Here is a 24,010-nt window from a genome sequence, read left to right as displayed (position 1 = left end):
CGAATATGGACATGGTTTTTCGTGCCCTGGCAATTTACCTGTTTCTGGTCATTGTGTTTAAAGTTGCCGGGCGGCGCGCCCTGCTACAAATGACCAGTTTTGACCTTATTTTGCTCTTAATTATCAGCGAGGCGACACAGCAGGCGCTGCTTGGCGAAGATTTTTCCATCACCGGTGCGATGATTACAATAACAACGCTGGTGGTGGTGGATATTATATTTGGCCTCCTGAAAAAATATTTTTCCACTGTTGAGAATATTCTTGATGGCACGCCGGTGATATTGGTGGAGAACGGTGTCCCCCTTGCCGATAAACTGAAAAAGGTCGATGTATCCTGTGATGATATATTGGTATCAGCCCGCCAGAATCACGGTATTACAGAATTGAAGAAGATAAAATACGCTATTCTTGAGCGTAATGGCCATATTTCTATTATTCCTGACGAAAATTAAGGGCAACGCGATGAGCAATCTTATTCACGACAGTAACAGCACCATCAGCGAGCTGACGAAAAAGCTCGCCACTCAGCTTACGGACAGAGGTTTGCGGTTAACTACCGCAGAGTCCTGTACCGGCGGCAATCTCGCGGTTGCGCTTTGTGCCGAAGAGAACACCGCGGAATTTTATGACGTTGGCATGGTGGTGTTCAGCGATGCGGCGAAGGAGAGGATCCTCGGCGTGCGGCACGAAACCATTGAGCGCTTCACCGCCGTCAGTGAACAAACGGTGACCGAGATGGCCGCTAAAATTCGCGAAATTGCCGAGGCGGATATTGGCCTTGCCATCAGCGGCTATGCGGGACCGGAAGGCGGAGACGATGGCACCGCAGCCGGTACGGTCTGCTTCGGCTGGAATATTCGCGGACAGACGGAAACCCGCACCGTGCTGTTTTCCGGTGAATGTCAGGATGTGGTGGATAAGGCGGTGCGTTATTCCCTGTCTGAACTGATCGAAATACTCTCCGGCTGGGATAACGTCTGAAACAAGGGGAAAGGCTATGGCTGTCATCGTGATTACCGGCGGTACGGCGGGTGTGGGGAAGGCCACGGCGCTGCACTTTGCCAAAGCGGGCTACGATGTGGGCATCATTGCCCGCGATGAGCAGAGCCTGCGCTCCACAGAAGAGGAGTTGCGCCGTTTCGGGATCAACGCCTGTGCCGTTCAGGCCGACGTGGCGGACAGCAAGGCGGTGACCGATGCTGCTAACGAGATTGAATACCGGCTTGGGGCCATCGATGTGTGGGTGAATAACGCCATGGGCGGGATGCTGGCGCCTTTTCGCACCATGTCGCCTGAGGAGTTTCGCCGCGTCACCGAGGTGACCTATCTGGGCTATGTTAACGGTACCCGCGCCGCGCTGGAGTTAATGACTCCTCGTGACCGGGGGACGATTATTCAGGTTGGCTCCGCGCTGGCCTACCGCTCCATTCCCTTGCAGTCAGCCTACTGCGGGGCGAAAGCCGCGATCCGCGGATTTACCGATGCCGTGCGCACCGAACTGATGCATGAAAACAGCCGGGTGCAGATCGCCATGGTACAGATGCCGGGCCTCAACACGCCGCAGTTCGAGTGGGCGAGGAATACATTTGCCTGGGCGATGCGCCCGGTTCCTCCCGTGTTTCAGCCGGAAGTGGCTGCCAGCGCGATTTTCAAGGTAGCGCAAAAACCGGTGCGGGAGCTGTGGGTGGGCAGCAGCACCGTCCAGTCGATTGTCGGGCAATTTCTTTTTCCCGGCTTTCTGGATCGGCTGATGGTTAAAAAGGCCTGGGAAGGGCAGATGACCGATACGCTAAATGCGGATGACCGTCAGGACTATCTGGATCAGCCGGTTAACGATCTGCATAAAATCCACGGGCACTTCACCGACGAAGCAAAAGAGCGCGCCACCAGCGTTACCTCCGGCATGCCGGGGAAAGTGCTGCTCGGCTCCCTCGCCGTCACGGGTGCGATCGTGGCGCGTCTTCTGCTCTCGCGGAGACGATAATCAGCGCAGTGCGGTACGATCGGTCCAGAACCAGCGGTAGCCATAGCCGCTGAGGTTAAGCGCGACGGTTTTGCCGCACACCAGCGCGTCGTTGTAGCGTTTGTCCGCCAGGCAGGCGGTCCAGGTCGCATGCCGGATCCCTCTGGCGGTAAAATTAACGGGCTTATCGCTGAAGTTAACGAAGGTCAGAATGCTGCGCGTGTCGGTTTCGTAATAGATCCCCAGCACCGCATCGCTGTCGATATTAATAAGACGAAACGGCGCGACGCCGATCTCAGGGAACTCCGAGCGCGTATTGGCGATATCGATAATGCAGTGCAGGAGTGAGTTGCGGTGCAACAGCGAATCCGCCACGTTGATTTTTTGATAGCGGTACGGGCCGCGGTCAATCATCGGGGCGATAAAAGTTTCCGGGTCGGCGTCTGAGAAACCGCCGCCTTGCGATCCGGCCCACTGCATTGGGGTGCGTACGGCGTAACGCTCCTCCAGTTCCAAATCATCTCCCATGCCAATCTCATCCCCGTAGCGCATGACCGGTACGCCCGGCAGCGAAAACAAGACCGCATGGCAAAAGGCCAGCCGCTTTCGATCGCCATTAAGCATCGGCGCCAGACGGCGGCGGATACCTCGCTGATACACACTCATTTCTTCGTCAGGGGCAAAGGCATCAATGACGGTCTGCTTCGCTTTTTTTCCTATCCCTTCCAGATCCAGCTCATCATGATTGCGCAGCCAGTTGGCGAAGCAGCAGGAGTCAGGCGGCACAATCATCTTCTTCACCGCGTTGCGCAGCGGTCGTGCGCTTTTCTCCGCAAGGCTGACGTAGAAGTACTTATTGAGCCAGAAATTCAGCACCAGGTTGAGCCGGTCGTTCTGACCAAAATAATCTTTGTAGGCCTCGACCTCCACGTCGACTTCGCCGAGCAGGATCGCATCCGGGTTACGCTGCTCGATAAGACGGCGCAGATGCTCCAGGATCCACAGGCCGCGTTTTTCATCCCCACGTCCGGCCTGTTTTGTCAGGTGCGACGCCGCATCCAGGCGAAAGCCCGACACCCCGAGCTTTAGCCAGAAGATGATGATGTTCTCAACCTCCTTCAGCACCGCAGGGGAGGCCAGATTGAGATCCGGCTCGTGGTGATAAAACATATGCCGATAGTATTGCCCCGCCTCGTCGTCCCATGTCCAGATACTCTTCTCCACGCCGGGGAACATCGGCGGCGTATCGTCGTCGTCCGTGTCGGACCACAGGTAATAGTCACGATAGGGTGAATGAGGGTTGCGGCGGGCCTGTTGAAACCAGGGATGCGCATCCGAGGTATGCTGGATCAGCAGCTCAATAATGACCTGCATCCCCAGCTCCCGCGCCTGTTCAATAAAGGCGATGATATCGTTGAGCTTGCCGAAGCGGGGATCGACCTGCAAATGGTCGCTCACGTCATAGCCTTCATCGAGAAAAGGCGTGAGGTAAAACGGAGTGATCCAGATAACCGTCGCGCCCATCCGGCGGATGTAGCGTAGCTTCGCGGCGATCCCGGCGATGTCGCCACAGCCATCGCCGTTCAGATCGTAAAACAGGGCAGTATCTATCTGGTAAATAATGGCGCGTGTATGCCAGCCTGCCATAGTAATCCTTAGTGATAACCTTCGGTATCAGACACTTTGCCCCGGAAGACGTAATAGCTCCAGGCGGTATAAACCAGGATCACCGGGATGATTAACAGCGTGCCGATCAGCATAAACAGCTGGCTGGCAGGCGGCGCGGCGGCTTCCCACAAGGTGATGTGCGGCGGAATTATGTGTGGCCACAGGCTGATGCCCAGGCCGCTAAAGCCGAGGAAGATCAGGCCCAGCGTTAACAGGAACGGACGGGCATGGCTGTCGGGATTACGCGTCAGCCGCCAGATCCACAGGCTGAATACCGCCACAAGAACCGGAACCGGCAGGAACCAGAAGAAGTTAGGCAGAGTAAACCAGCGTTCGGCGACAAACTGCCAGCCGAGCGGGGTCCAGATACTTACCACCGCAATGACGGCAATCAGCGCCAGCAGAACGTGGCGGGTCAGCTCGCGCATCCGGTTTTGCAGCGCGCCTTCGCTTTTCATGATCAGCCACGTGGTGGCCAGCAGGGTATAGGCGACAATTAAGCCCAGCCCGCAGAACAGGTTAAACGGGGTGAACCAGTCCAGCGAGGAGCCCACAAAGCGACGCCCTTCCACGTCAAAGCCGTTGATCATCGCGCCAACCACGATCCCCTGGCTGAAGGTTGCGAGCAGGGAACCGCCAGCAAAAGAATAGTCCCAGAATTTGCGGTGGGAAGGGGTCGCCTTAAAGCGAAACTCAAATGCCACGCCGCGGAAAATAAGCCCGATCAGCATGGCCGTCAGCGGGATGGTCAGGGCATCGATTATTACCGCGTAGGCCAGCGGAAACGCGCCGAACAACCCTGCGCCGCCGAGAACCAGCCAGGTTTCATTTCCGTCCCAGACCGGGGCAACGCTGTTCACCATCACGTCGCGCTCTTTGGCATCACCCACAAAGCTGAACAGCATGCCGATACCGAGATCGAAACCGTCCATGATGATGTACATCAGCGTGGCGAAGACAATAATGGCAAACCAGATGACCGGGATATCGACGCCCATCAGATCTTCTCCTCTTCCGGAACAGACTCGGCGGCGGACAGCGGACGGGCAGGGGTGCCCGATGTATTAGACGTTAGCGTGCCCACAGGCTGCGGACCTTTTTTAATCAACCGGGCGAGATACACATATCCCACGCCAAATACCGAACAGTAGACCACGATAAAGGCCAGCAGGCTGATGCTCATCTGCAACGTGCTGTGCAGAGACACCGCATCTATCGTGCGCAGATAGCCGTAAACGACCCACGGCTGGCGGCCCACTTCGGTGGTGACCCACCCGGCGAGCAGCGCGAGTAATCCGGCAGGCCCCATACAGAGGGCAAACCAGTGGAATGGCCGTGAGTGATAGAGTCGACGGCGATAGCGCAGCCAGACGCTCAGTACGCCAAGGGTAATCATCAGCAGCCCCATGCCGACCATAATGCGGAAGGACCAGAAGACGATGAGCGAGTTAGGGCGGTCCTCTTTCGGGAAATCCTTCAGCGCCGGGACCTGTTTATCCAGGCTGTGCGTCAGGATCAGGCTGCCGAGCGCGGGAATTTCAAGCCCGTATTTGGTGCGTTCCTCTTCCATATCCGGTACGCCAAACAACAGCAGCGGGGTGGCCTCGCCGGGCGGGTTTTCCCAGTGGCCTTCAATCGCGGCGATTTTGGCAGGCTGGTGCTCAAGCGTATTCAGCCCGTGCATATCACCAACCACGGCCTGAATGGGCGCGACCAGCAGCGCCATCCACATGGCCATGGAGAACATCTTGCGGATCGCGGGCGTATCGTTACCGCGCAGCAGATGCCATGCCCCGGACGCGCCCACAAACAAGGCGCTGCACAGGAAGGCGGCGATGGACATATGGATCAGGCGGTAAGGGAATGAGGGGTTAAAGATAATGGCCAGCCAGTCTTCGGGAATGACCTGACCGTTCTGAATACTGAAGCCCTGCGGGGTGTGCATCCAGCTGTTAGAGGCGAGGATCCAGAAGGTGGACATCAGCGTGCCCAGCGCCACCATGCAGGTGGCAAAGAAGTGCAGGCCGGGGCCAACCTTGTTCCAGCCGAACAGCATCACGCCTAAGAAACCGGCTTCCAGGAAGAAGGCGGTTAAGACTTCATAGGTGAGCAAAGGGCCGGTTATGCTGCCCGCGAACTGGGAAAAGCCGCTCCAGTTAGTCCCAAACTGGTAAGCCATCACCAGCCCGGAAACCACGCCCATACCAAAGTTGACGGCGAAAATTTTTAGCCAGAAATGGTATAGCGAGCGCCAGACATTATTTTTTGTGCGAAGCCACATGCCTTCGAGAACCACCAGATAGCTCGCAAGCCCGATGGTGATCGCCGGGAAGAGAATATGAAAAGAGACGGTAAAGGCGAACTGTATCCTGGCCAGATGAAACGCATCAAGCTCGAACATGCTCCGTACCTCTGGAACTGATAGCGCACAAGGCATTGCCAGACAGCCTCAGGCTGCCTGGCAAAACCGGTTACGGTTTTTTCTTACCTGCGCCAAGCTCGGCACCGGTAAGCGGATCGGCGTTAGGGTCGGATTTCGTACGTGCGCACATCGCTTTGACCAGCGTTTCCTGCTCTGTCGTGAGCGTTACGCTTGCGCCGCCGTCACCGCCATCGACCGCTGGCTGAGGAGATTCCACGTAGTCGAAGTGCTTATCGCTGTTCCAGCTGCCGCGAACTTCTCCCCCCTCAGACATATTGTAGTACTTGTTGGTGTACTCTTCGATTGGTGGCAATTTACCCGGTGGGAAATTGTTACGGATCGACTGGAGCGCCTTCTCAAACGAGAGCTGGTGTGCTGCCTCACGCGTCATTAAAAACGCCAGCGCATCTTTAACACCCGGATCGTCCGTTACGTTAATAAGCCGTTCGTAGATAATTTTGGCGCGCGCCTCGGCCGCAATGTTAGAGCGCAGATCGGCGGTGGGCTCGCCAATAGTATCCACATACGCCGCCGTCCATGGTACGCCCCCGGAGTTGGTCAGTGGAGTACCACCGCCGTAGAGCAGGGAGGTGATATGACTGTCGTTGCCGTTCTCGGTCATGGAGCGGTACAATTCCGCTTCATTTTCAACGCCTTCCGCCAGTTCACCTTTCGCACCCTTATTCAGCATACCCACCAGGGTGCCGATAATTTCCAGGTGACTTAATTCCTCGGTCGCGATATCCATCAGCATATCTTTACGACCGGGATCGTCGTCGCTCAATCCTTGCGTAAAGTAACGACATGCCGCGGCAAGTTCGCCCTGTGGCCCGCCAAACTGCTCAAGCAGAAGATTGGCCAGGCCCGGATTCGGTTCGGCTACGCGTACCGTGTATTGCAGCTGTTTTACGTGTCGAAACATAGTTTCTCCCTCTTTCGTTATTTTTTCGCTTCAACACCGTCCGCATCGGAGCGCAGCAGGAACTGTTCCGTCGTCTGTGGAATATGCTGGAGCAGCCAGTCAGCCATCTGGCGCTCTTCTTCCAGAATGGACTCAATGGCAGGAATGGAGGCGGTATCGCCCGCTTGTTTGGCCGCAGCCAGCAGAGAGGTGTAGCAGGCAATTTCAAACTGCTCAAAAACGTAGCCGCTGATGGAGCCTTTAACAATTTCGTCGGAAGGGAACATGCCGCCAATGGACTGGCCGAGCGCCGCCATTTTGCTCATGGAATCTTTTATGACCGAACGGGAAATATCATTGCGGTCGAGAATTTCTTCCAGCACGGTAATTTGGTGTTTAGTCTCATTAACGTGTTGTTCAATTCGTGCACGTAAGTCGGGATAATTATTAATACGGCTGGCCATAGATTCCAGCATGGATTCGGCTTGCTTTTCCATCGCATGGGCATCGCGTAGCCAATCATGGTAGTGTTCTACATGATTCATAATTAACTCCTGTGATTTATTATCTGGTTAATTTTTGTTGCTGATGCTCATCAAATTAATATTTATCCTTTCTGGGCTTTTTGATTAATATTGCCGACAGCCAGATCGGTTAATTTGAGATCGGTTTCTTTTTCTTCTTCCAGCGTTTCGGCAAGAAGTTTAACGGCTTTTTTATAGCCTAATTGTTCAGCCAGGGTGGCCAGGGTGCCGTAGCTGGCAATCTCGTAATGCTCGACTTTTTGTGCTGCGGCAATTAATGCAGCGTCACGCACTTCATTTTTTTCAGTGCTCTCAATAACTTCGTTGGCTTCTTCAATTAAGCCTTCCATCGCAACGCATTTCATGCGCTTCAGTTTGAGGCCGGATTCCTGCTCAATAATCTGATCGATACGCTCGATTTGTCCCTGAGTCTCTTCGAGGTGGGCCGTGAACGCGGCACTCAACTTCTCGCTGGATGCGGCGCGAGCTAACTTGCTTAGAGCGCGGGTCAGCTGCTTCTCAGCGCTGTAGGTGTCGGATAACAGGTGAATAAATACATCTTCAACAGTTTTCATATTCATATTTTCGCTCCAGTGAAATAAAGGGAAGGTACTGCGAGCCGACGGGCCCGCAGCATGCTCTCGGTATATTTATAAGAGCTTTAAATAAGATCAGGAGTTATCAGATTTACGGCCTCCGCCGTGACTGTTCTGGCCCCCTTTCTTACCCGCTTCAGATGCGCGTTGCGGATCGTTTTTGAAATTACCGCCGCTGTGCTGGCCGCCTTTACGTCCAGCTTCTGATGCCTTTTCACGGTCTTCAGCGAAATTACCGGAACCACCACGATGTTGCTCTGCCATATATCAACCCTCATGTTGCGTTTATGTCAGGAGATACGATAAGTAATTCGTATCAGTTGTCGTTCAGGAATTAACATTAGACGTTATGTGAGAAGAGTCAAATTTCATGTCTGGGTTGTTTTGCGGTAGTTTTGCAGGTGTTCAGGAAATACCGCTTCGTTACGAACTTTAAAAACGGACGGTAAATCCACTGGTTAGGGAGAAATAAATCTGGATGTTGGGAGTTCGCTTAGCTAATAATCCTAATGTGAACGTGGCGTGAATTATTACAAGAGTTGACACAACGCAAAAATATATCGTCGCAACGGGTGCTTCTGTATTCGGAATAATCTTAAGTGTCTGGCGAAATAACGTGTTGAAAAGAGGGTGGCCAAACCTCGTTTTTGACGTGGTCAGGCGGATCGGCTGAGGGTATGCTTCTTTTGTCACCACAATAATTACAGAGGCAATATCATGGATCAGGAGCTACTGGATGCGGGGTACCGGGCCTACACCGGTGAGAAAATTGATGTTTACTTCAATACCGGGATCTGCAAACACTCGGGCAACTGCGTGCGCGGCAGCGCGGCGCTGTTCGACCTGAAGCGTAAACCATGGATCGCGCCGGATGAAGTAGATGCAGAAACGGTTGTGCGCGTAATTGATACCTGCCCGAGCGGTGCGCTGAAGTACCGCCAAAAATAAGTGAGGAACCATGGAAATTCTTGAAGGCCATAACAAGTTTTACGTCAACGACGCCGAAGGCAATCAGGTAGCGGAGATTGTCTTTGTCCCAACCGGCGAGCATCTGAGCATCATTGAGCACACCGATGTAGATCCAAGCCTGAAAGGGCAGGGTGTGGGTAAACAGCTGGTGGCGAAGGTGGTAGAGAAGATGCGCGGGGAGAACCGTAAAATTATCCCGCTGTGTCCGTTTGCGAAGCATGAGTTTGATAATACGCGGGAGTATGACGATATTCGGGCGTAAAACAGATGCCCGGCATTGCGCCGGGCAGCACACTCAACCGACAAACATCACCGACACACACAGCACACCCACAATCAGCGTCAGCAGGTTACCGATGGAGCGGTACGGTTTTAACGACGGGATCAGGTACGTCGACAGCGTCGGCATGATGAACAGGATCATGGCGATAAGCGGACCGCTGATGGCGTAAATCATCGAGATCGCATTCGGGTTGATGCAGCAGACCGCAAAGGTAATCAGCGACACGCCGAGAATCGAAACCGCGCGGTTAAAGGCGCGACTTTTTTTCACACCCACCTGATTCAGAGACGATTTCACAATTTCCGTTGCCCCTTCAATCACGCCAAAATAGGTGCCGAGGAACGATTTCGACATCGCTATAATTGCCACGATAATGCCGGAAATGCCCAGCCATGCCGGGGACGAAGGCATCATCGACAGCGCGGACAGGATCGTCACCCCTTCCTCTTTTGCCGCCACGATATACGACGGTGGAATCGAAAGCAGGCAGCTGAACACAAAGAACAGCACGCTGAGGCAGATGATCAGATACGCCACTTTCATGATTTTTTTGCATTTACCCATCGCCTCTTCACCGTATTTCTCGCGACGGTCCACGGCGAAAGTCGAGATGATCGGAGTATGGCTAAAAGCGAAAACCATCACCGGGATCGAAATCCACACCTGGTGCAACGTATGCTGGTCGAAGGCCATCTGGCTCGTCAGAAGCGACGGCTGCCAGCTGCCCGTCAGATACAGCGAGACAAACAGGAAATAGGCGATCAGCGGAAAAACAAGGAAACCCATCACCTTAATGGTGATGTGCCGCCCCATCAGGAAGATCAGATTCAGAATCAGCACCACGCCAAAACTCACCAGCATCCGCATGCCGGTATCCACCGTCATCCGTTTCGCCAGCTGTTCAGTGAGTGAGTTAGTTATCGCCACCGCGTAAATCAGAACCACCACAAAGAAAGCCACAAAATAGAGCGTGGTAATGAGGTTGCCGATCTTTTTGCCGTAGTAATGGGAAACGGCACCAGTGATCCCTTCGTTGCCTTTCGTCTTCGACGACAGAATAAATTGCGCCAGCGCTTTATGCGGCCAGTAGGTTAAGGGATACGCCACAAGGGCGGTGATCAGCAGGACAATCGCGCCAGCAGAGCCGAGCTGAATGGGCAAGAACAGGGTTCCTGCGCCCACGGCAGTGCCGTAGAGGGCGAAACTCCAGAGAGTCTCTTCTTTTGACCAAATTTTCGACATTAGAGCAACGTATCAACTATAAAACGAACAAAAAGGAGTGCAATTTACCATAATTATGCGTTGAGGTCGCCGTTGCTTCGCAGGGGTGGGCCGGAGCAGGTCTCCGGCCGGAAGGTTATTCGCTTGCCAGGGCGCGGCGTTGCTGGCGGCGCTTGATGATTTTCTCCCGCAGGGTGTCGTACGCCCAGTTGTAGAGCATGGTGTACGGCAGGAAGAACAGGAAGAAACCAATTTCCAGCGTAAAGGCCTGGAGCAGCGTCACGCCCAGCACGGCGGCAACGATGGTTACGCCAATCACAATAAAACCGCATTCAAAACCCAGCGCATGCAGGGCGCGCACTTTCGCCGTGCGCTTCACCCGCTGGACGGGCCAGAAACGGTCGAAGCCAAAGTTATAGATAATGTTCCAGAGCATTGCCGTGGTCGCCAGAATTATGGTGAGACCCCCCATTTCAACCACCGAGCGCTGCATTAGCCACGCGGCCGTCGGGGCGAGGATCGCCGTAGCAATGCCTTCAAAACAGACGGCATGGAAGATCCGCTCCGGCAATTTACGTTGGAGTGCATCCTGATGTTGCATATTTACCTCATATTGACGCCAGTATGGGCGTTGATGCGGTCTATTCTTATCGTTTAAGGTGATATATAAAAGATGGTATCCATCGATAAAGTAGATACATCATGCGTTATTCTCCCGAAGCACTGACCGCGTTTGTTGAAACTGTCGCCGCAGGTTCGTTTTCTGCTGCGGCACGGCGGCTGCGTAAAAGCCAGTCCACCATCAGCACCTCCATCGCCAACCTTGAAGCTGACCTTGGCTTTGAGCTGTTCGATCGCTCGGCGCGTCACCCGGTGTTGACCGCCCAGGGTGAACAGGTGCTGGGCTATGTCCAGTCGATACTCGCCGCCAGCGCGCGCCTGGATGAGCTGGCCGTATCTTTAACCGCGCAAACGGAGGCGCGTTTTACCTTTGTTCTCTCCGATACGCTTAACCCGGCCGTGCTGGAACAGATGATGAGCCAGTTCGACCAGCGTTTTCCGCACACGGAATTTGAGTGCCTGATTGGTGAAGAGGAGGACGTGATCGATCTGCTGCAAAAGGAGCGGGCGCAAATTGGCCTGACGGAAGCGCGCGACAGCTACCCGACCGATATTGGCGCGACCCGTCTGCCTATGCAGACAAGGATGGCTATTTACGTTTCTGCCGGACATCCTCTGGCAGGGCAACATGAGACGCAGGCGGACGAGCTGCATGGCTGGCGCGAGCTGCGGCTGAGTACCTATCTTGAACGGGAAGCGCCCCTTGCGCGCGGGCCGGTCTGGTCTGCGCCGAATTACCTGTTACTGCTGAGTATGGCGGTACAGGGCTTTGGCTGGTGCGCGTTACCCTGCGCGCTGGTCGACGAATTTGCCGCGTCGAAATCGCTGGTGCAGCTGAACGTGCCGGGCTGGCCGAGGTCGATTGCCATCGATCTGGTATGGAACAAACGAACCCCGCCCGGCGTCGCCGGAAGCTGGCTGCGCCAGTACTTGCAGGACGCACGATAATCCTGTGACTAAACTCACTAATTTTAAACATTTGCGTCAATTGTTGATAACAATCCTCTACTATCGTCATGTCATTTTGCACAGAGGTCGTGATGAAAGATGTCGTTATAGTGGGTGCGTTACGTACGGCTATCGGCTGTTTTCAGGGAGCGCTTGCGCGTCACTCTGCGGTTGATCTCGGCAGCGTGGTGGTAAGAGCGCTGGTGGAACGCAGCGGGATTGCCGCACATGAAATTGATGAGGTGATCCTTGGCCAGGTGCTGACCGCTGGCGCGGGACAAAACCCTGCGCGCCAGGCAGCGCTGAAGGGGGGCCTGCCCAATACCGTTTCGGCAATTACCATCAACGACGTCTGTGGTTCAGGTTTGAAAGCGCTCCATCTTGCGACGCAGGCCATCCAGTGCGGTGAAGCGGACGTGGTTATTGCCGGCGGGCAGGAGAATATGAGCCGCGCCCCGCACGTCCTGACCGACAGCCGGACCGGCGCGCAGCTCGGGAACAGTCAGCTGCTTGACAGTCTGGTTCACGACGGGCTGTGGGACGCCTTCAACGACTACCATATGGGCGTAACGGCGGAAAACCTGGCGCGGGAATACGGTATCAGCCGCGAGCTTCAGGATGCATATGCCCTCAGCTCACAGCAAAAAGCGCGTGCAGCGATCGACTCCGGGCGTTTTCGCGATGAAATTGTCCCGGTCAGTACCCAGCGCCAGAACGGCGAAGCGCTCATCGTCGATACCGACGAGCAGCCGCGCACCGATGCCAGCGCAGAAGGGCTGGCAAAACTCGATCCGGCCTTTGAAACGCTCGGTTCTGTAACGGCAGGCAACGCCTCATCCATTAACGACGGTGCGGCGGCGGTGATGATGATGAGTGAAAGCAAAGCCCAGGAGCTGGCGCTGCCGGTGCTGGCGCGCATCAAAGCGTTTGCCAGCGTGGGTGTTGATCCTGCGTTAATGGGGATCGCCCCGGTCTATGCCACGCGCCGCTGCCTGGAGCGGGCGGGCTGGGAGCTGAGCGATGTGGATCTGATTGAGGTCAACGAAGCCTTTGCTGCACAGGCGATCTCGGTCGGGAAAATGCTGGAATGGGATCCGCTGCGGGTCAACGTCAACGGCGGTGCAATTGCGCTGGGTCATCCCATTGGCGCCTCCGGCTGCCGCATTCTGGTGTCGCTGGTCCACGAAATGAAAAAGCGTAACGCCCGAAAAGGGATCGCAACGCTCTGTATTGGCGGAGGGCAGGGGGTGGCCCTGGCTATCGAACGGTAGTTTCCCCTCTCTGTGCACAGAAAACCTCCCACGGGAGGTTTTTTTGTGTCCGCAGAATCCTTTTTTAACACTTCTGCGTTCTTTCTGAAGCCCGCAATAATTATTGCGCGGTTAATTATTTGCTTTGTGAAGTGCTTAATGTGATCTTCCCCCTGAAATTTACGGTTAATGCCCTTTTTTTGTTGATGGGGTTCACGTCGATCTTTGCCAAAAAAAATGAAACAAATAATTTCGATCCTTGTCACTAAAATAACGGTGCATAAAAAATAAACTCAAGTTTCATAAAAACGAAACGTTATTTTAATTGAGGGTTTTTTCATGTTTAAGAAATCTCTGCTCCTTGCTTCCCTTATTAGTGCCTCTTTTGCGGCTAGCGCCGTTACCGTCGATCTGCGTCACGAATATATTGACAGCGGCTCGAATGCCGACCGTGTTGCCGTCTCGCACCGCTTTGATAATGGCTTCGGTTTTTCAGTCGAGGCGAAGTGGAAATCAGGCGGGGACAAGGCAGATCAGCCATTCGCGGATGTAGTGGGGAACGGTCACGAAGATCAGATTAGCTGGCGCTGGAAAGCGACAGACAATATCGCCCTGACCCCTGCGTTTACGATTGAAAGCACAGACAGTCGCACCATTTATAAACCGAATCTGCATGTGCAATATAGCTTCGATAATGGCTTCTACGTGGCTGCGCGTTACCGTTACGAATATACTCGCTACCCGTCAAGCTCAAATAAGGACGATGATAAAGTTAACCGTGGCGATGCGTGGGTCGGTTGGGTATTAGGTGACTGGCGTACCGAGCTGAACTATGTTTACGCGAAAAGTTCTGAAGGCGTGGCCCGAAATAATAATAAAGATTATTCCAACGAATATAACGCCAAGCTGGCCTACAAATGGGATAAAAACTGGGCACCGTATGTGGAGGTGGGGAACGTGGGGGTTAAAGACACGGACGAACGCCAGACCCGTTTCCGTTTAGGTGTGGCGTACTCCTTCTGATAATTCAGTTCCTTCGCTAAAAACCGCCGGGTGGCGCTAACGCTTACCCGGCCTACACATTCTTTCCAATCCATTTTTTCGTAGGCCGGGTAAGCGAAGCGCCACCCGGCAAAAAGCGCCGCGCAATCACCCAAAAAAAAGCCCTCCGAATCGGAGGGCAAGGCCAGTTACAGAAACACTAACTCATTCAGGCATGCAACATTTCAGGTTGCTCGGGGAGTTTCGCGATATAGAGGGCCGGTTTGCCGTCTTTATCGGAACTGTACAGCACCGCTTTTTCGTCCGGCGTGAAGGACGGATGCGGGTGGGTTACCTGGCGGCTGTTCGCCACCGTAGCCCATGAGGTGTCATGACGGGCGATGCGGTAATAAGCTTTCTTCGCCACGTCAAAGGCATACAGATAAGGATCGTTATCAATGGTGTAGCCGCCGGTGTCTTTCACGTCAACAGGCGTACCGGAACCGTCGCCAACCAGCATGCTGCCGTCAACGTTGCTCATCAGATGTGAACAGGCGGGCATGTTCATTACCGCTTCATTCACGCCGGTGTCCGGGTTGAAGCGGGAGATGGTACGCCCTTGCTGACCTTTCAGATAAGAGACGTAGATCAGCGCGGACCCGTCGGGCACCCAAAATTCATGTGTACAGCTTTCACCTTCCGCGTGCGTTTTCACTTTCCGCACGTTGCTGCCATCTTCGTTGACCAGCCACATGCGGGCGTCGACCAGGTCGTGCGGCCCTTCATGACAGAAGGCCACGGTATTGTCATCGAACGGGCGATAAATCGGATGTCCCAGCCAGATCTTCTCGTCATGAATGGTGGTGCTTTCACCCGTTTTCAGATCAACGCGCAGCAGGCGGCAGTGCGGCCCTTTGTGGAAGAAGTCGTGGAAAATTTTCCAGTCGTTGAGTGGCGTCCAGTCACATCTGGCAATCTCAATACCCACCAGTTTGGTGCAGTCGCTGTTCGCGACCCAGGTGCCGTAGCCGACCCACTCTTCCGGAACGCGGTACACTTCGCGCTCTGCCAGCGTCTGTAAATCCACCTCCAGCAGGGTGCGATCGTTCTTCACATAGTAGAGGGATTTATCGTCCGGAGAGAGGAACCCGCCAAAGGTATTATCGCCCGCGCCTTCGGTCAACTGTACCGCTTCGGCGTTTTTCAGATCCAACAGGTAATAGTTCCAGTGACCGTCGAACTCCCCGGCGAACAGCAGGTGGCTGCCATCGTTAAAGAAGCACTTCTGGTAAAAGTAGTTGCGATGACAGGTTACTTCCGGTGGGGTCAGGCGGGTGACTTCCACGCCTGTATCCGGATCGCGGCTGACCTCATAGTTCAGCTTGACCCGCATACCTTTAGCCATAATGCACTCCTTTGAACGCGTAATGTAGGTTGAAAACTAGGTGATAAATTATCAAAACGTTGTTTCATTATTTGTGACTGACAGCGCACTTTCTCATTTTCATTAACCAGATTGAGGGTCTTAAAGATTTATCGTGATCGAAACACCATTTCTGGCATAAACAGGCAGGAAAAATGAAACGTTGTTTTAAATGTAATTGAAAACCCCGTTGTCAGGGGATAATATGTGTTCATCACTAAAACGGAACGTTGTTTCGTTATTTATCTTTGCCTTCGGGCACGATCAATTCTGGAGGTTTACGTGGACGTCAGACAAAGCATCCACAGTGCGCACGCTAAAATGCTGGATACTCAGGGGCTGCGCAGTGAGTTTTTAGTTGAGCAAGTGTTCGAAGCCGACAAGTACACCATGGTCTACAGCCATATTGACCGCATTATTGTGGGCGGGATTATGCCGATGGCGAAAACCGTCTCCGTGGGCGGTGAAGTGGGCAAACAGCTGGGCGTGAGCTACTTCCTCGAACGCCGTGAACTGGGCGTGATTAACATCGGCGGGCCGGGCACCATTACCGTCGATGGCCAGTGCTACGAAATTGGTCACCGCGACGCGCTGTACGTCGGCAAAGGCGCGAAAGAGGTGGTGTTCGCCAGCATTGATGCCAGCAAACCGGCGAAGTTTTACTACAACTGCGCCCCGGCTCATACGACTTACCCAACCAAAAAAGTCACGCCAGCGGACGTTGCCCCGGTGACCCTTGGCGATAACCTCACCAGCAACCGTCGCACCATCAACAAATACTTTGTTCCGGATGTGCTGGAAACCTGCCAGCTCAGCATGGGGCTGACCGAGCTTGCGCCGGGCAACCTGTGGAACACCATGCCGTGCCATACCCACGAGCGCCGCATGGAAGTCTACTTCTATTTCAACATGGATGAAGACGCCTGCGTGTTCCACATGATGGGACAGCCGCAGGAGACGCGCCATATCGTTATGCACAACGAGCAGGCAGTCATTTCGCCGAGCTGGTCCATCCACTCTGGCGTGGGAACGAAAGCCTATACCTTTATCTGGGGGATGGTCGGTGAAAACCAGGTCTTTGATGACATGGACCACGTCGCTGTTAAGGATCTGCGCTAGTCGCAGGCAGTTAAGCATACATCTGCCTGTTGCTGACAGGCGCTGAACGATTAAGGAACAAACATGATTCTGGATGCATTTTCTCTGCAAGGTAAAGTGGCTGTGGTTTCCGGTTGTGACACCGGGCTGGGGCAGGGTATGGCGTTAGGTCTGGCGGAAGCGGGCTGCGATATCGTCGGGATTAACATCGTTGAGCCAACGGAAACCATCGAGCGCGTCACCGCGCTGGGCCGCCGTTTCCTGAGCCTGACCGCGGACCTGCGCAAAATCGATGCGATCCCTGAGCTGCTGGATCGCGCGGTGGCGGAGTTTGGGCATATCGATATTCTGGTCAACAACGCCGGCCTGATCCGTCGTGAAGACGCGATTAACTTCAGCGAAACGGACTGGGACGACGTGATGAATCTGAACATCAAGAGCGTGTTCTTTATGTCCCAGGCGGCTGCGAAGCACTTCATCGCTCAGGGGAAAGGTGGCAAGATCATTAATATTGCCTCCATGCTCTCTTTCCAGGGCGGCATCCGCGTGCCGTCTTACACCGCATCGAAGAGTGCCGTGATGGGCGTGACCCGTCTGCTGGCGAACGAGTGGGCGCAGCACAACATCAACGTCAACGCGATTGCGCCGGGCTACATGGCCACCAACAATACCCAGCAGCTGCGTGCGGATGAAGAGCGCAGCGCGGCAATCCTGGAGCGTATTCCAGCGGGTCGCTGGGGTCTGCCGAGCGATCTGATGGGCCCGGTTGTATTCCTGGCGTCCCCGGCTTCGGACTACATTAACGGCTACACCGTTGCCGTAGACGGCGGCTGGCTGGCACGTTAAGTCAGCCCGAATAAAGAACCTCTGCCCTCGTGTAGAGGTTTTTTTTGCGCCAAAATTGGCTTTATCCATATCCATAAAGATGAAAAATCCATACTGAAAAGGAATGAATGACGGGTGTCACACATTTATTGCTTAAATATTAACTAATTAATCAAAAATAAGGTTAAACCATCCTGATTTGAAATTGTAATGTCCATCACAGATCGGTGTGTCGTAGCGAAATAATCCATATCTTCACCATTTCCGGCCTGACACTTTCTTCCGGTATCTCGTAATTTCACTTAACGAATTTCGCTGTTGAGGCAGGAAACTATGACATCTGTAAATGACTCTACCCTTATGCCCGCTGCGCTGCGCGATACCCGACGCATGAACCAGTTTGTTTCTGTTGCGGCCGCCGTAGCCGGTTTACTGTTTGGTCTGGATATCGGCGTTATCGCGGGCGCACTGCCCTTTATTACCGACCACTTTACGTTAAGCAACCGCCTGCAAGAGTGGGTGGTGAGCAGCATGATGCTGGGTGCGGCCATCGGCGCACTGTTTAACGGCTGGCTGTCGTTCCGTCTCGGGCGCAAATACAGCCTGATGGTCGGGGCGATCCTGTTTGTTGCTGGCTCTCTTGGTTCGGCGTTTGCCACCAACGTTGAAGTGTTGCTGCTTTCCCGCGTGCTGCTGGGCGTGGCGGTAGGTATCGCGTCCTACACCGCGCCGCTTTACCTCTCCGAAATGGCGAGCGAAAACGTGCGCGGGAAGATGATCAGCATGTACCAGCTGATGGTGACGCTCGGTATCGTGCTGGCGTTCCTGTCGGATACGTACTTCAGCTACAGCGGCAACTGGCGGGCAATGCTTGGCGTGCTGGCGCTGCCTGCGGTGCTGCTGATTGTGTTAGTCATTTTCCTGCCGAACAGCCCGCGCTGGCTGGCGCAAAAAGGGCGTCACGTGGAGGCGGAAGAGGTGCTGCGCATGCTGCGCGACACGTCTGAAAAAGCGCGTGAAGAGCTGAACGAAATCCGCGAAAGCCTGAAGCTGAAGCAGGGCGGCTGGTCCCTGTTTAAGGCGAACCGCAACGTGCGCCGCGCGGTGTTCCTCGGCATGCTGTTACAGGCGATGCAGCAGTTCACGGGGATGAACATCATCATGTATTACGCCCCACGCATCTTTAAAATGGCTGGTTTTACCACCACCGAACAGCAGATGATCGCCACGCTGGTGGTGGGGCTGACCTTTATGTTCGCCACCTTTATCGCGGTGTTCACCGTCGATAAGGCTGGACGTAAACCGGCCCTGAAAATTGGCTTTAGCGTAATGGCGCTCGGCACCTTGATCCTTGGTTACTGCCTGATGCAGTTCGATAACGGCACGGCGTCAAGCGGCCTCTCCTGGCTCTCCGTTGGCATGACCATGATGTGCATCGCCGGTTACGCGATGAGCGCCGCACCGGTGGTGTGGATCCTGTGCTCTGAAATTCAGCCGCTGAAATGCCGCGACTTTGGTATCACCTGTTCCACCACCACCAACTGGGTGTCGAATATGATCATTGGCGCGACCTTCCTGACGCTGCTGGATGCGATTGGCGCGGCAGGCACCTTCTGGCTCTATACGGTGCTGAACGTGGCGTTTATCGGCGTGACATTCTGGCTGATCCCGGAAACCAAAGGCGTGACCCTGGAGCATATTGAACGCAAGCTGATGAAAGGGGAGAAACTACGTAATATCGGCGTGTAATGTCATTGCCGGGTGGCGCTTCGCTTACCGGGCCTACGATACCGTGTAGGCCGGGTAAGCGAAGCGCCACCCGGCTTTGTTTTTACCGCATCGCACGTCTCAAAATACGCTCCGCCTGACGCTGGAAGTCAGCGGCCGACTCTTCCACGGTTTTCTGCCCGTAGTCGATATACTGCAAAGAGGTACCGAACTGCGCCACAATCTGTGGGTCGTCAAAGTATGGCGAGACGGTGAGTTTCGCCGGCAGCGACTGCGCCAGGCGCAGGCCTGCCACGGAAGGATCGTCCTCTTTAATGGTGCCGTCTTCGGTCAGATACTGCACCGCTACTTTGCTCAGCGGTACGCCACGCTCAAGACCCAGCGTATCGACCCCTTCTTTGCTGTTGAGCAGGAAATTAATTAGCTTCGCTGCCGCCTCCGGGTTTTTGGTCGTCTTACCAATCGACAGCATCTGCGCCGGTTTGAAGAACAGACCTGCGTCGGTGGCGCCCGGCAGCATTGGGTAGTTGCCCAGCTCCAGTTTCGCCGGTGGCTTCAGGTTGTCGGAATATTTGTTGATGGTGGAGTTCCACATGTAGGTGCCGCCCCATTCACCCTGGATCCACGGCTTCATCTCATACATGTTGCTCTTACCGAAAGAGGCATAGTATTTGGTGTCCGGCATGACGTGGCTGTCGATCAGCTTTTTGTAGGTCTGGAAAAACTCTACCCACTGTTCCTTTGTGTAGCTGAACTTTTTGGTTTTCTCATCCACCGCAGGAATGTTGTACTTCTGGATCATGTACGAATTCAGCAGCGCCAGCGTATCCTGATGCTCCAGTATCACCGGATAGTATTGCTTGCCGAGCTTGCTCTCGAAGGTTTTACCGGCCGCCATCAGCTCGTCCCAGGTTTTCGGGTACGCAATACCCGCTTTTTTCCAGGTTTCGTCATTGAAGTAGAACACGCGCGCCGTCACCGAGATCGGAATGCCGTTCAGCTTGCCGTCCACGGTGGTGGTTTGCAGCTCTTTGGGATCGAACTGCGACAGGTCAATCACGTCCTTCATCTTGTTCAGATCGTAGAAGCCGTCACCGGTTTTCGAGAAGATCGGCAGCCAGTTCCAGTTCGTCTGCATTACGTCCGGCTCGGTGCCGCCCGCAATCTGGGTGGTCAGACGGGAGAGGTGACCATCCCAGCCGGTGTATTCCGCTTTCACGTTGATGTCCGGGTTCTGCTTATGGAACTCTTCCAGCGCTTTCAGGGTGACCTGGTGACGGCCGTTGCCGCCCCACCAGGACATCCGTAAATCCACATTCTGCGCCATCGATGGCAAAGCGGTAAGACCCAGGGTCGCGGAGATTGCTGCGCTTAAAAGCACTTTTTTCATTTTTATCACTCCATCAGAGAGAGAGGTTCTGTTCAGTTTTTGCGTCAAAAATATGACACTTGTTCATCTCAAACGTGAAATACACCTTACGATGAAGCCCCTTATCAATCATTGGCTTAGCTTCATCGGACGGGATTCGGGCGGTCAGTTCGTAGTCCGCGACCTTCAGGTACACAAAGAATTCGTGGCCCATGTTCTCAACGCGCACCATCTCCCCGCTACAGCCGCCGTTCGGGAAGGGCTCATCAGAGAGCGACACAAATTCCGGACGCACGCCGTAGTAAATCTCCTGACCCGCGTAGGCCGCGACTTTCTCCTGCTTCTCCGCGTTCAGCGGCATGGTTTCATCGCCAATGGCGATGTGCAGCTGGCCCGCTTTTTCGACCAGTACGCTTTTGCGTATATTCATCTCCGGCGCGCCGATAAAGCCCGCCACGAACATGTTCCTCGGCCTGTGGTAGAGGTTGTCCGGCGTATCCACCTGCATGATATGGCCGAGCTTCATCACGCAGATGCGGTCGCCCATAGTCATCGCTTCGGTCTGGTCGTGTGTCACGTAAACGGTGGTCGCCGGTTTTCCTGACTTCTTCAGCTGCTTGTGCAGGTCGGAAATACGAATACGCATCGAAGCGCGCAGTTTGGCGTCGAGGTTTGAAAGCGGCTCATCGAACAGGAACACATCCGGTTTTTTCACAATCGCACGGCCTACCGCCACGCGCTGCGCCTGGCCGCCGGAAAGCTGGCGCGGCAGGCGGTCGAGCAGCTCTTCCAGTTCAAGAATTTTGGCAGCTTCATTCACCTGAGACTCAATCTGATCTTTCGGCAGTTTGCTCAGCTTGAGACCAAAGGCCAGATTCTCGCGCACCGTCATGTGCGGATAGAGGGCATAGTTCTGGAACACCATTGCAATACCGCGCTCTTTCGGCGCGAGGTTGTTCACGATCTTGTCGCCAATGCGCACCTCGCCGCCGCTGATGGTTTCGAGCCCCGCCAGCATGCGCAGGGTCGTGGATTTGGCGCAGCCGGATGGGCCGACGATCACCATGAATTCCCCTTCAGCAATTTTAAGATCGATAGCGTGTACCGCTTTAAAGCCGTTGGAGTAGACCTTTTCCAGCTTGTTGAAAATAACTTCAGCCATGGTATTTCCCTCTTAACCTTTAATTCCGCTGCTGGTGACGCCCTGTACGAAGTAGCGCTGTGCCAGGAAGAAGACAATGATGGATGGCAGAATGGAGATGCTCGCCATTGCCAGAATTTCGTTCCACGGCGCGCCTTCGGTGACATCGATGGACATTTTCAGCGCCAGTGCGATGGGGTATTTATCCACGCTGTAGACGTAAATCAGCGGCCCGATAAAGTCGTTCATGGACCACATGAACTGGAACAGGGCGACGGAGATAATGGCCGGTTTCAGGATCGGCACTACCACGTACCACAGCACCTGAATGGAGTTACAGCCGTCAATCTGCGCCGCCTCTTCCATGTCACGCGGGACGCCGCGCAGGAACTGGATCAGCATGAAGACGAAGAACCCCTGAGTGGCGAAGGCCAGCGGCAGGTACAGCGGCATATAGCTGTTGAGCATGCCCATTTCACGGAACATCAGGTACTGCGGGATCAGCAGCACGGTGCTGGGCAGCAGCATGGTGGTGATGAGCGTGGCGAACCAGAACTTCTTCCACGGGATCTCGAAGCGGGCAAAGCCGTACGCCACGATGGTGGAGGAGATAATGGTCAGGATCACTTTCGGGATCACATACTTAAAGGTGTTCAGCATGTAATGGCCGAAGTTGTACTCGGTGCCGGTTTTCCAGCCGTTTACGAAACCATCCCAGGTGGCGTGGGCAGGCCACAGGCTCAGTGTGGTGAAGATCTCGTGGTTCGGTTTGAACGACGCGGAGAACATCCACACCAGCGGGTAAAGCATCAGCAGGCCGACAACCAGCAGAATCACATAGCGAACGGAGGCGTTGATTTTCTCTCTGCGCAGCGTGCGGGCCACTTCGCGTTCGGCGACGCTTCTTGCCGTGGAGAGTTGTTGAATATCAGCCATTTTTGCCTCCTTTATCGGCGGAGTAGAACACCCAGTATTTCGACGACTTAAAGGCGATACCGGCGAAGACGGCCACCACCAGGAACAGGATCCACGCCAGCGCCGCGCCATAGCCCATATCGAAATACTTAAAGGCGGTGTCGTAGATGTAGAGCGAGAACAGATAGGTCGAATAGGTTGGCCCGCCGCCGGTAATCACGTACGGCCCGGTAAATTCCTGGAACGCCTGCGTGGTCTGCATGATGAAGTTGAAGAAGATCACCGGCGTAATCAGTGGCACGGTCACCTTCATGAACATCTGCCATTTCGATGCGCCATCGATCATTGCCGCTTCATACTGGGACTGCGGTACGTTTTGCAGCGCGGCCAGGAAGATGACCATCGCGGAACCGAACTGCCAGACGCGCAGCAGGGTAACGGACATCAGCGCCAGCGACGGCTCGCCCAGCCAGTTCACCGGATCAAAGCCAAAAACGCCGATAAAGCTGTTCAGCAGGCCATCGATGGCAAATAAGGCGCGCCACAATACGGCAATGGCGACGGAGCTGCCGAGGATCGACGGAATATAGTAGGCCGTTCGGAAAAAGCCGATGCCGCGTAATTTAAAGTTCAGGACAAAGGCAATTCCTAATGCAAAGGCGAGCTTTAGCGGGATGGTTAAAAATACATAGGCAAAGGTCACGCCCATGGATTTCCAGAAGAGCGTGTCTTCGGTAAACATGTAGCGATAGTTTTCGATGCCGTTAAACACCGGCGGACTCATCAAATCGTAATCCGTAAAGCTGAGGAAAAACGATGAGACGAAGGGGAATGCCGTAAAGAGTATCAGCCCGATGATATAGGGTGATATCCATGCGAGCCCCAGCAGCTTGTTTTCATTCATACATACCTACCTGGCAATCAATGGTTTAATACGAAATCTGCTTTGTTACATTTTCCCAGGCCTGCGATGCGCGGCATGGGAGCTGAAATTCAGGGTGCAACGTCTGGCAACGGCAAAACCTACGTTTGTTTTTTAACGCTTTTTTGTCTTTCGTCGTGGTGTAAGCGCTTCGGGTTTCAAAAGAGCTGAACCGGTGTTCTTGGATACTAAAACAACGTTTTATTTTATATTATTGCGATTTATTTCTGCGTCATTCGCTT

25 protein-coding genes are annotated in these 24,010 nt (G+C 54.3%); 11 read left to right on the top strand and 14 right to left on the bottom strand.

Translation table 11 applies throughout. The features are described 5' to 3' along the window. The first annotated feature begins 5 nt into the window (after positions 1-5). Genes BFV63_RS17990 through BFV63_RS17980 form a run of 3 tightly spaced genes read left to right on the top strand, consistent with a single transcriptional unit; the run spans position 6 to position 1,984 of the window. Complete coding sequence (locus BFV63_RS17990; RefSeq protein ID WP_003862865.1) at positions 6-452, top strand: DUF421 domain-containing protein; 447 nt, start codon at positions 6-8, stop codon at positions 450-452. 10 nt (positions 453-462) lie between these two features. Continuing rightward, positions 463-981 (top strand): 2-oxo-tetronate isomerase, encoded by a 519-nt coding sequence (locus BFV63_RS17985; protein ID WP_003862863.1) that lies wholly within the window; start codon positions 463-465, stop codon positions 979-981. A gap of 16 nt (positions 982-997) precedes the next feature. Continuing rightward, positions 998-1,984 carry an SDR family oxidoreductase gene (locus BFV63_RS17980; protein ID WP_023323702.1) on the top strand — a complete coding sequence of 329 codons (987 nt, stop codon included), beginning with the start codon at positions 998-1,000 and terminating at the stop codon, positions 1,982-1,984. Here BFV63_RS17980 and BFV63_RS17975 read toward each other — a convergent pair whose 3' ends face one another. From BFV63_RS17975 to BFV63_RS17945, 7 genes are all read right to left on the bottom strand, one after another. After that, positions 1,985-3,610, bottom strand: coding sequence for an alpha-amylase family protein (locus BFV63_RS17975; protein WP_048242026.1), 1,626 nt, complete (start codon positions 3,608-3,610; stop codon positions 1,985-1,987). It lies immediately after the preceding gene. 8 nt (positions 3,611-3,618) lie between these two features. Beyond that, positions 3,619-4,629, bottom strand: a complete 1,011-nt coding sequence (cydB, locus tag BFV63_RS17970; RefSeq protein WP_015571779.1) for a cytochrome d ubiquinol oxidase subunit II — start codon at positions 4,627-4,629, stop codon at positions 3,619-3,621. Beyond that, on the bottom strand, positions 4,629-6,032 hold the full coding sequence (locus BFV63_RS17965) for a cytochrome ubiquinol oxidase subunit I (protein ID WP_048242024.1): 1,404 nt from the start codon (positions 6,030-6,032) through the stop codon (positions 4,629-4,631). The genes cydB and BFV63_RS17965 overlap by 1 nt, the downstream gene beginning before the upstream one ends. A 70-nt stretch (positions 6,033-6,102) precedes the next feature. Next, positions 6,103-6,975 carry a manganese catalase family protein gene (locus tag BFV63_RS17960; protein WP_032610071.1) on the bottom strand — a complete coding sequence of 291 codons (873 nt, stop codon included), beginning with the start codon at positions 6,973-6,975 and terminating at the stop codon, positions 6,103-6,105. A gap of 17 nt (positions 6,976-6,992) precedes the next feature. Next, positions 6,993-7,499 (bottom strand): ferritin-like domain-containing protein, encoded by a 507-nt coding sequence (locus BFV63_RS17955; protein WP_048242022.1) that lies wholly within the window; start codon positions 7,497-7,499, stop codon positions 6,993-6,995. Between the two features lie 62 nt (positions 7,500-7,561). Then, complete coding sequence (locus BFV63_RS17950; protein ID WP_003862851.1) at positions 7,562-8,059, bottom strand: YciE/YciF ferroxidase family protein; 498 nt, start codon at positions 8,057-8,059, stop codon at positions 7,562-7,564. 90 nt (positions 8,060-8,149) lie between these two features. Continuing rightward, positions 8,150-8,338 (bottom strand): con-10 family general stress protein, encoded by a 189-nt coding sequence (locus tag BFV63_RS17945; RefSeq protein WP_022651794.1) that lies wholly within the window; start codon positions 8,336-8,338, stop codon positions 8,150-8,152. A 453-nt stretch (positions 8,339-8,791) separates the two neighbouring features. Between BFV63_RS17945 and yjdI the strand changes: the two genes are divergently transcribed. Both yjdI and BFV63_RS17935 read left to right on the top strand, forming a co-directional pair. Then, positions 8,792-9,022: a 4Fe-4S mono-cluster protein YjdI gene (yjdI, locus tag BFV63_RS17940; protein ID WP_003862849.1), complete on the top strand. Its 231-nt coding sequence runs from the start codon at positions 8,792-8,794 to the stop codon at positions 9,020-9,022. Positions 9,023-9,032: 10 nt separating this feature from the next. Next, on the top strand, positions 9,033-9,305 hold the full coding sequence (locus BFV63_RS17935; protein WP_003862848.1) for a GNAT family N-acetyltransferase: 273 nt from the start codon (positions 9,033-9,035) through the stop codon (positions 9,303-9,305). A 33-nt stretch (positions 9,306-9,338) separates the two neighbouring features. Here the strand turns inward: BFV63_RS17935 and BFV63_RS17930 are convergent, their stop codons facing one another. Together BFV63_RS17930 and BFV63_RS17925 are read right to left on the bottom strand one after the other, a co-directional pair. After that, positions 9,339-10,568, bottom strand: coding sequence for an amino acid permease (locus BFV63_RS17930; RefSeq protein ID WP_003862847.1), 1,230 nt, complete (start codon positions 10,566-10,568; stop codon positions 9,339-9,341). Positions 10,569-10,683: 115 nt separating this feature from the next. After that, the gene (locus BFV63_RS17925; RefSeq protein ID WP_022651793.1) at positions 10,684-11,148 is read right to left on the bottom strand and encodes a multidrug/biocide efflux PACE transporter; all 465 of its coding nucleotides are present in this window, start codon (positions 11,146-11,148) and stop codon (positions 10,684-10,686) included. Between the two features lie 101 nt (positions 11,149-11,249). Between BFV63_RS17925 and BFV63_RS17920 the strand changes: the two genes are divergently transcribed. From BFV63_RS17920 to BFV63_RS17910, 3 genes are all read left to right on the top strand, one after another. Next, positions 11,250-12,116, top strand: coding sequence for a LysR family transcriptional regulator (locus BFV63_RS17920; protein WP_003862845.1), 867 nt, complete (start codon positions 11,250-11,252; stop codon positions 12,114-12,116). Between the two features lie 92 nt (positions 12,117-12,208). Further along, entirely contained in the window at positions 12,209-13,387 is a 1,179-nt protein-coding gene (locus BFV63_RS17915; protein ID WP_003862843.1) for an acetyl-CoA C-acetyltransferase, read from the top strand. Between the two features lie 318 nt (positions 13,388-13,705). Next, positions 13,706-14,389, top strand: coding sequence for an oligogalacturonate-specific porin KdgM family protein (locus BFV63_RS17910; protein WP_003862842.1), 684 nt, complete (start codon positions 13,706-13,708; stop codon positions 14,387-14,389). Positions 14,390-14,576: 187 nt separating this feature from the next. On the opposite strand, the gene BFV63_RS17905 is transcribed toward BFV63_RS17910, so the two are convergent. Continuing rightward, positions 14,577-15,752, bottom strand: coding sequence for an oligogalacturonate lyase family protein (locus tag BFV63_RS17905; protein WP_003862840.1), 1,176 nt, complete (start codon positions 15,750-15,752; stop codon positions 14,577-14,579). Positions 15,753-16,052: 300 nt separating this feature from the next. Between BFV63_RS17905 and kduI the strand changes: the two genes are divergently transcribed. The 3 genes from kduI to araE all read left to right on the top strand — a co-directional run bounded on the left by kduI (position 16,053) and on the right by araE (position 19,442). Next, positions 16,053-16,889: a 5-dehydro-4-deoxy-D-glucuronate isomerase gene (gene kduI, locus BFV63_RS17900; RefSeq protein WP_069597581.1), complete on the top strand. Its 837-nt coding sequence runs from the start codon at positions 16,053-16,055 to the stop codon at positions 16,887-16,889. A gap of 63 nt (positions 16,890-16,952) precedes the next feature. Further along, entirely contained in the window at positions 16,953-17,714 is a 762-nt protein-coding gene (kduD, locus tag BFV63_RS17895; RefSeq protein WP_003862835.1) for a 2-dehydro-3-deoxy-D-gluconate 5-dehydrogenase KduD, read from the top strand. Positions 17,715-18,026: 312 nt separating this feature from the next. Then, positions 18,027-19,442, top strand: a complete 1,416-nt coding sequence (gene araE / locus BFV63_RS17890; RefSeq protein ID WP_003862834.1) for an arabinose-proton symporter AraE — start codon at positions 18,027-18,029, stop codon at positions 19,440-19,442. Between the two features lie 82 nt (positions 19,443-19,524). On the opposite strand, the gene BFV63_RS17885 is transcribed toward araE, so the two are convergent. Genes BFV63_RS17885 through BFV63_RS17870 form a run of 4 tightly spaced genes read right to left on the bottom strand, consistent with a single transcriptional unit; the run spans position 19,525 to position 23,750 of the window. Continuing rightward, positions 19,525-20,811 carry an ABC transporter substrate-binding protein gene (locus BFV63_RS17885; RefSeq protein ID WP_048242019.1) on the bottom strand — a complete coding sequence of 429 codons (1,287 nt, stop codon included), beginning with the start codon at positions 20,809-20,811 and terminating at the stop codon, positions 19,525-19,527. A 13-nt stretch (positions 20,812-20,824) separates the two neighbouring features. Next, positions 20,825-21,952 (bottom strand): ABC transporter ATP-binding protein, encoded by a 1,128-nt coding sequence (locus tag BFV63_RS17880; protein WP_003862829.1) that lies wholly within the window; start codon positions 21,950-21,952, stop codon positions 20,825-20,827. A 12-nt stretch (positions 21,953-21,964) separates the two neighbouring features. Further along, positions 21,965-22,867: a carbohydrate ABC transporter permease gene (locus BFV63_RS17875; RefSeq protein ID WP_003862827.1), complete on the bottom strand. Its 903-nt coding sequence runs from the start codon at positions 22,865-22,867 to the stop codon at positions 21,965-21,967. Continuing rightward, positions 22,860-23,750, bottom strand: a complete 891-nt coding sequence (locus BFV63_RS17870) for a carbohydrate ABC transporter permease (RefSeq protein WP_003862825.1) — start codon at positions 23,748-23,750, stop codon at positions 22,860-22,862. Before BFV63_RS17870 ends, BFV63_RS17875 begins: the two co-directional genes overlap by 8 nt. Between the last annotated feature and the right edge of the window lie 260 nt (positions 23,751-24,010).

Source organism: Enterobacter hormaechei subsp. xiangfangensis (assembly GCF_001729785.1).
GTDB classification, from domain to species: Bacteria; Pseudomonadota; Gammaproteobacteria; order Enterobacterales; family Enterobacteriaceae; genus Enterobacter; species Enterobacter hormaechei_C.
The sequence above is the reverse complement of the archived record's forward strand: the minus strand, read 5'-3'. Positions and strand labels throughout refer to the sequence as shown.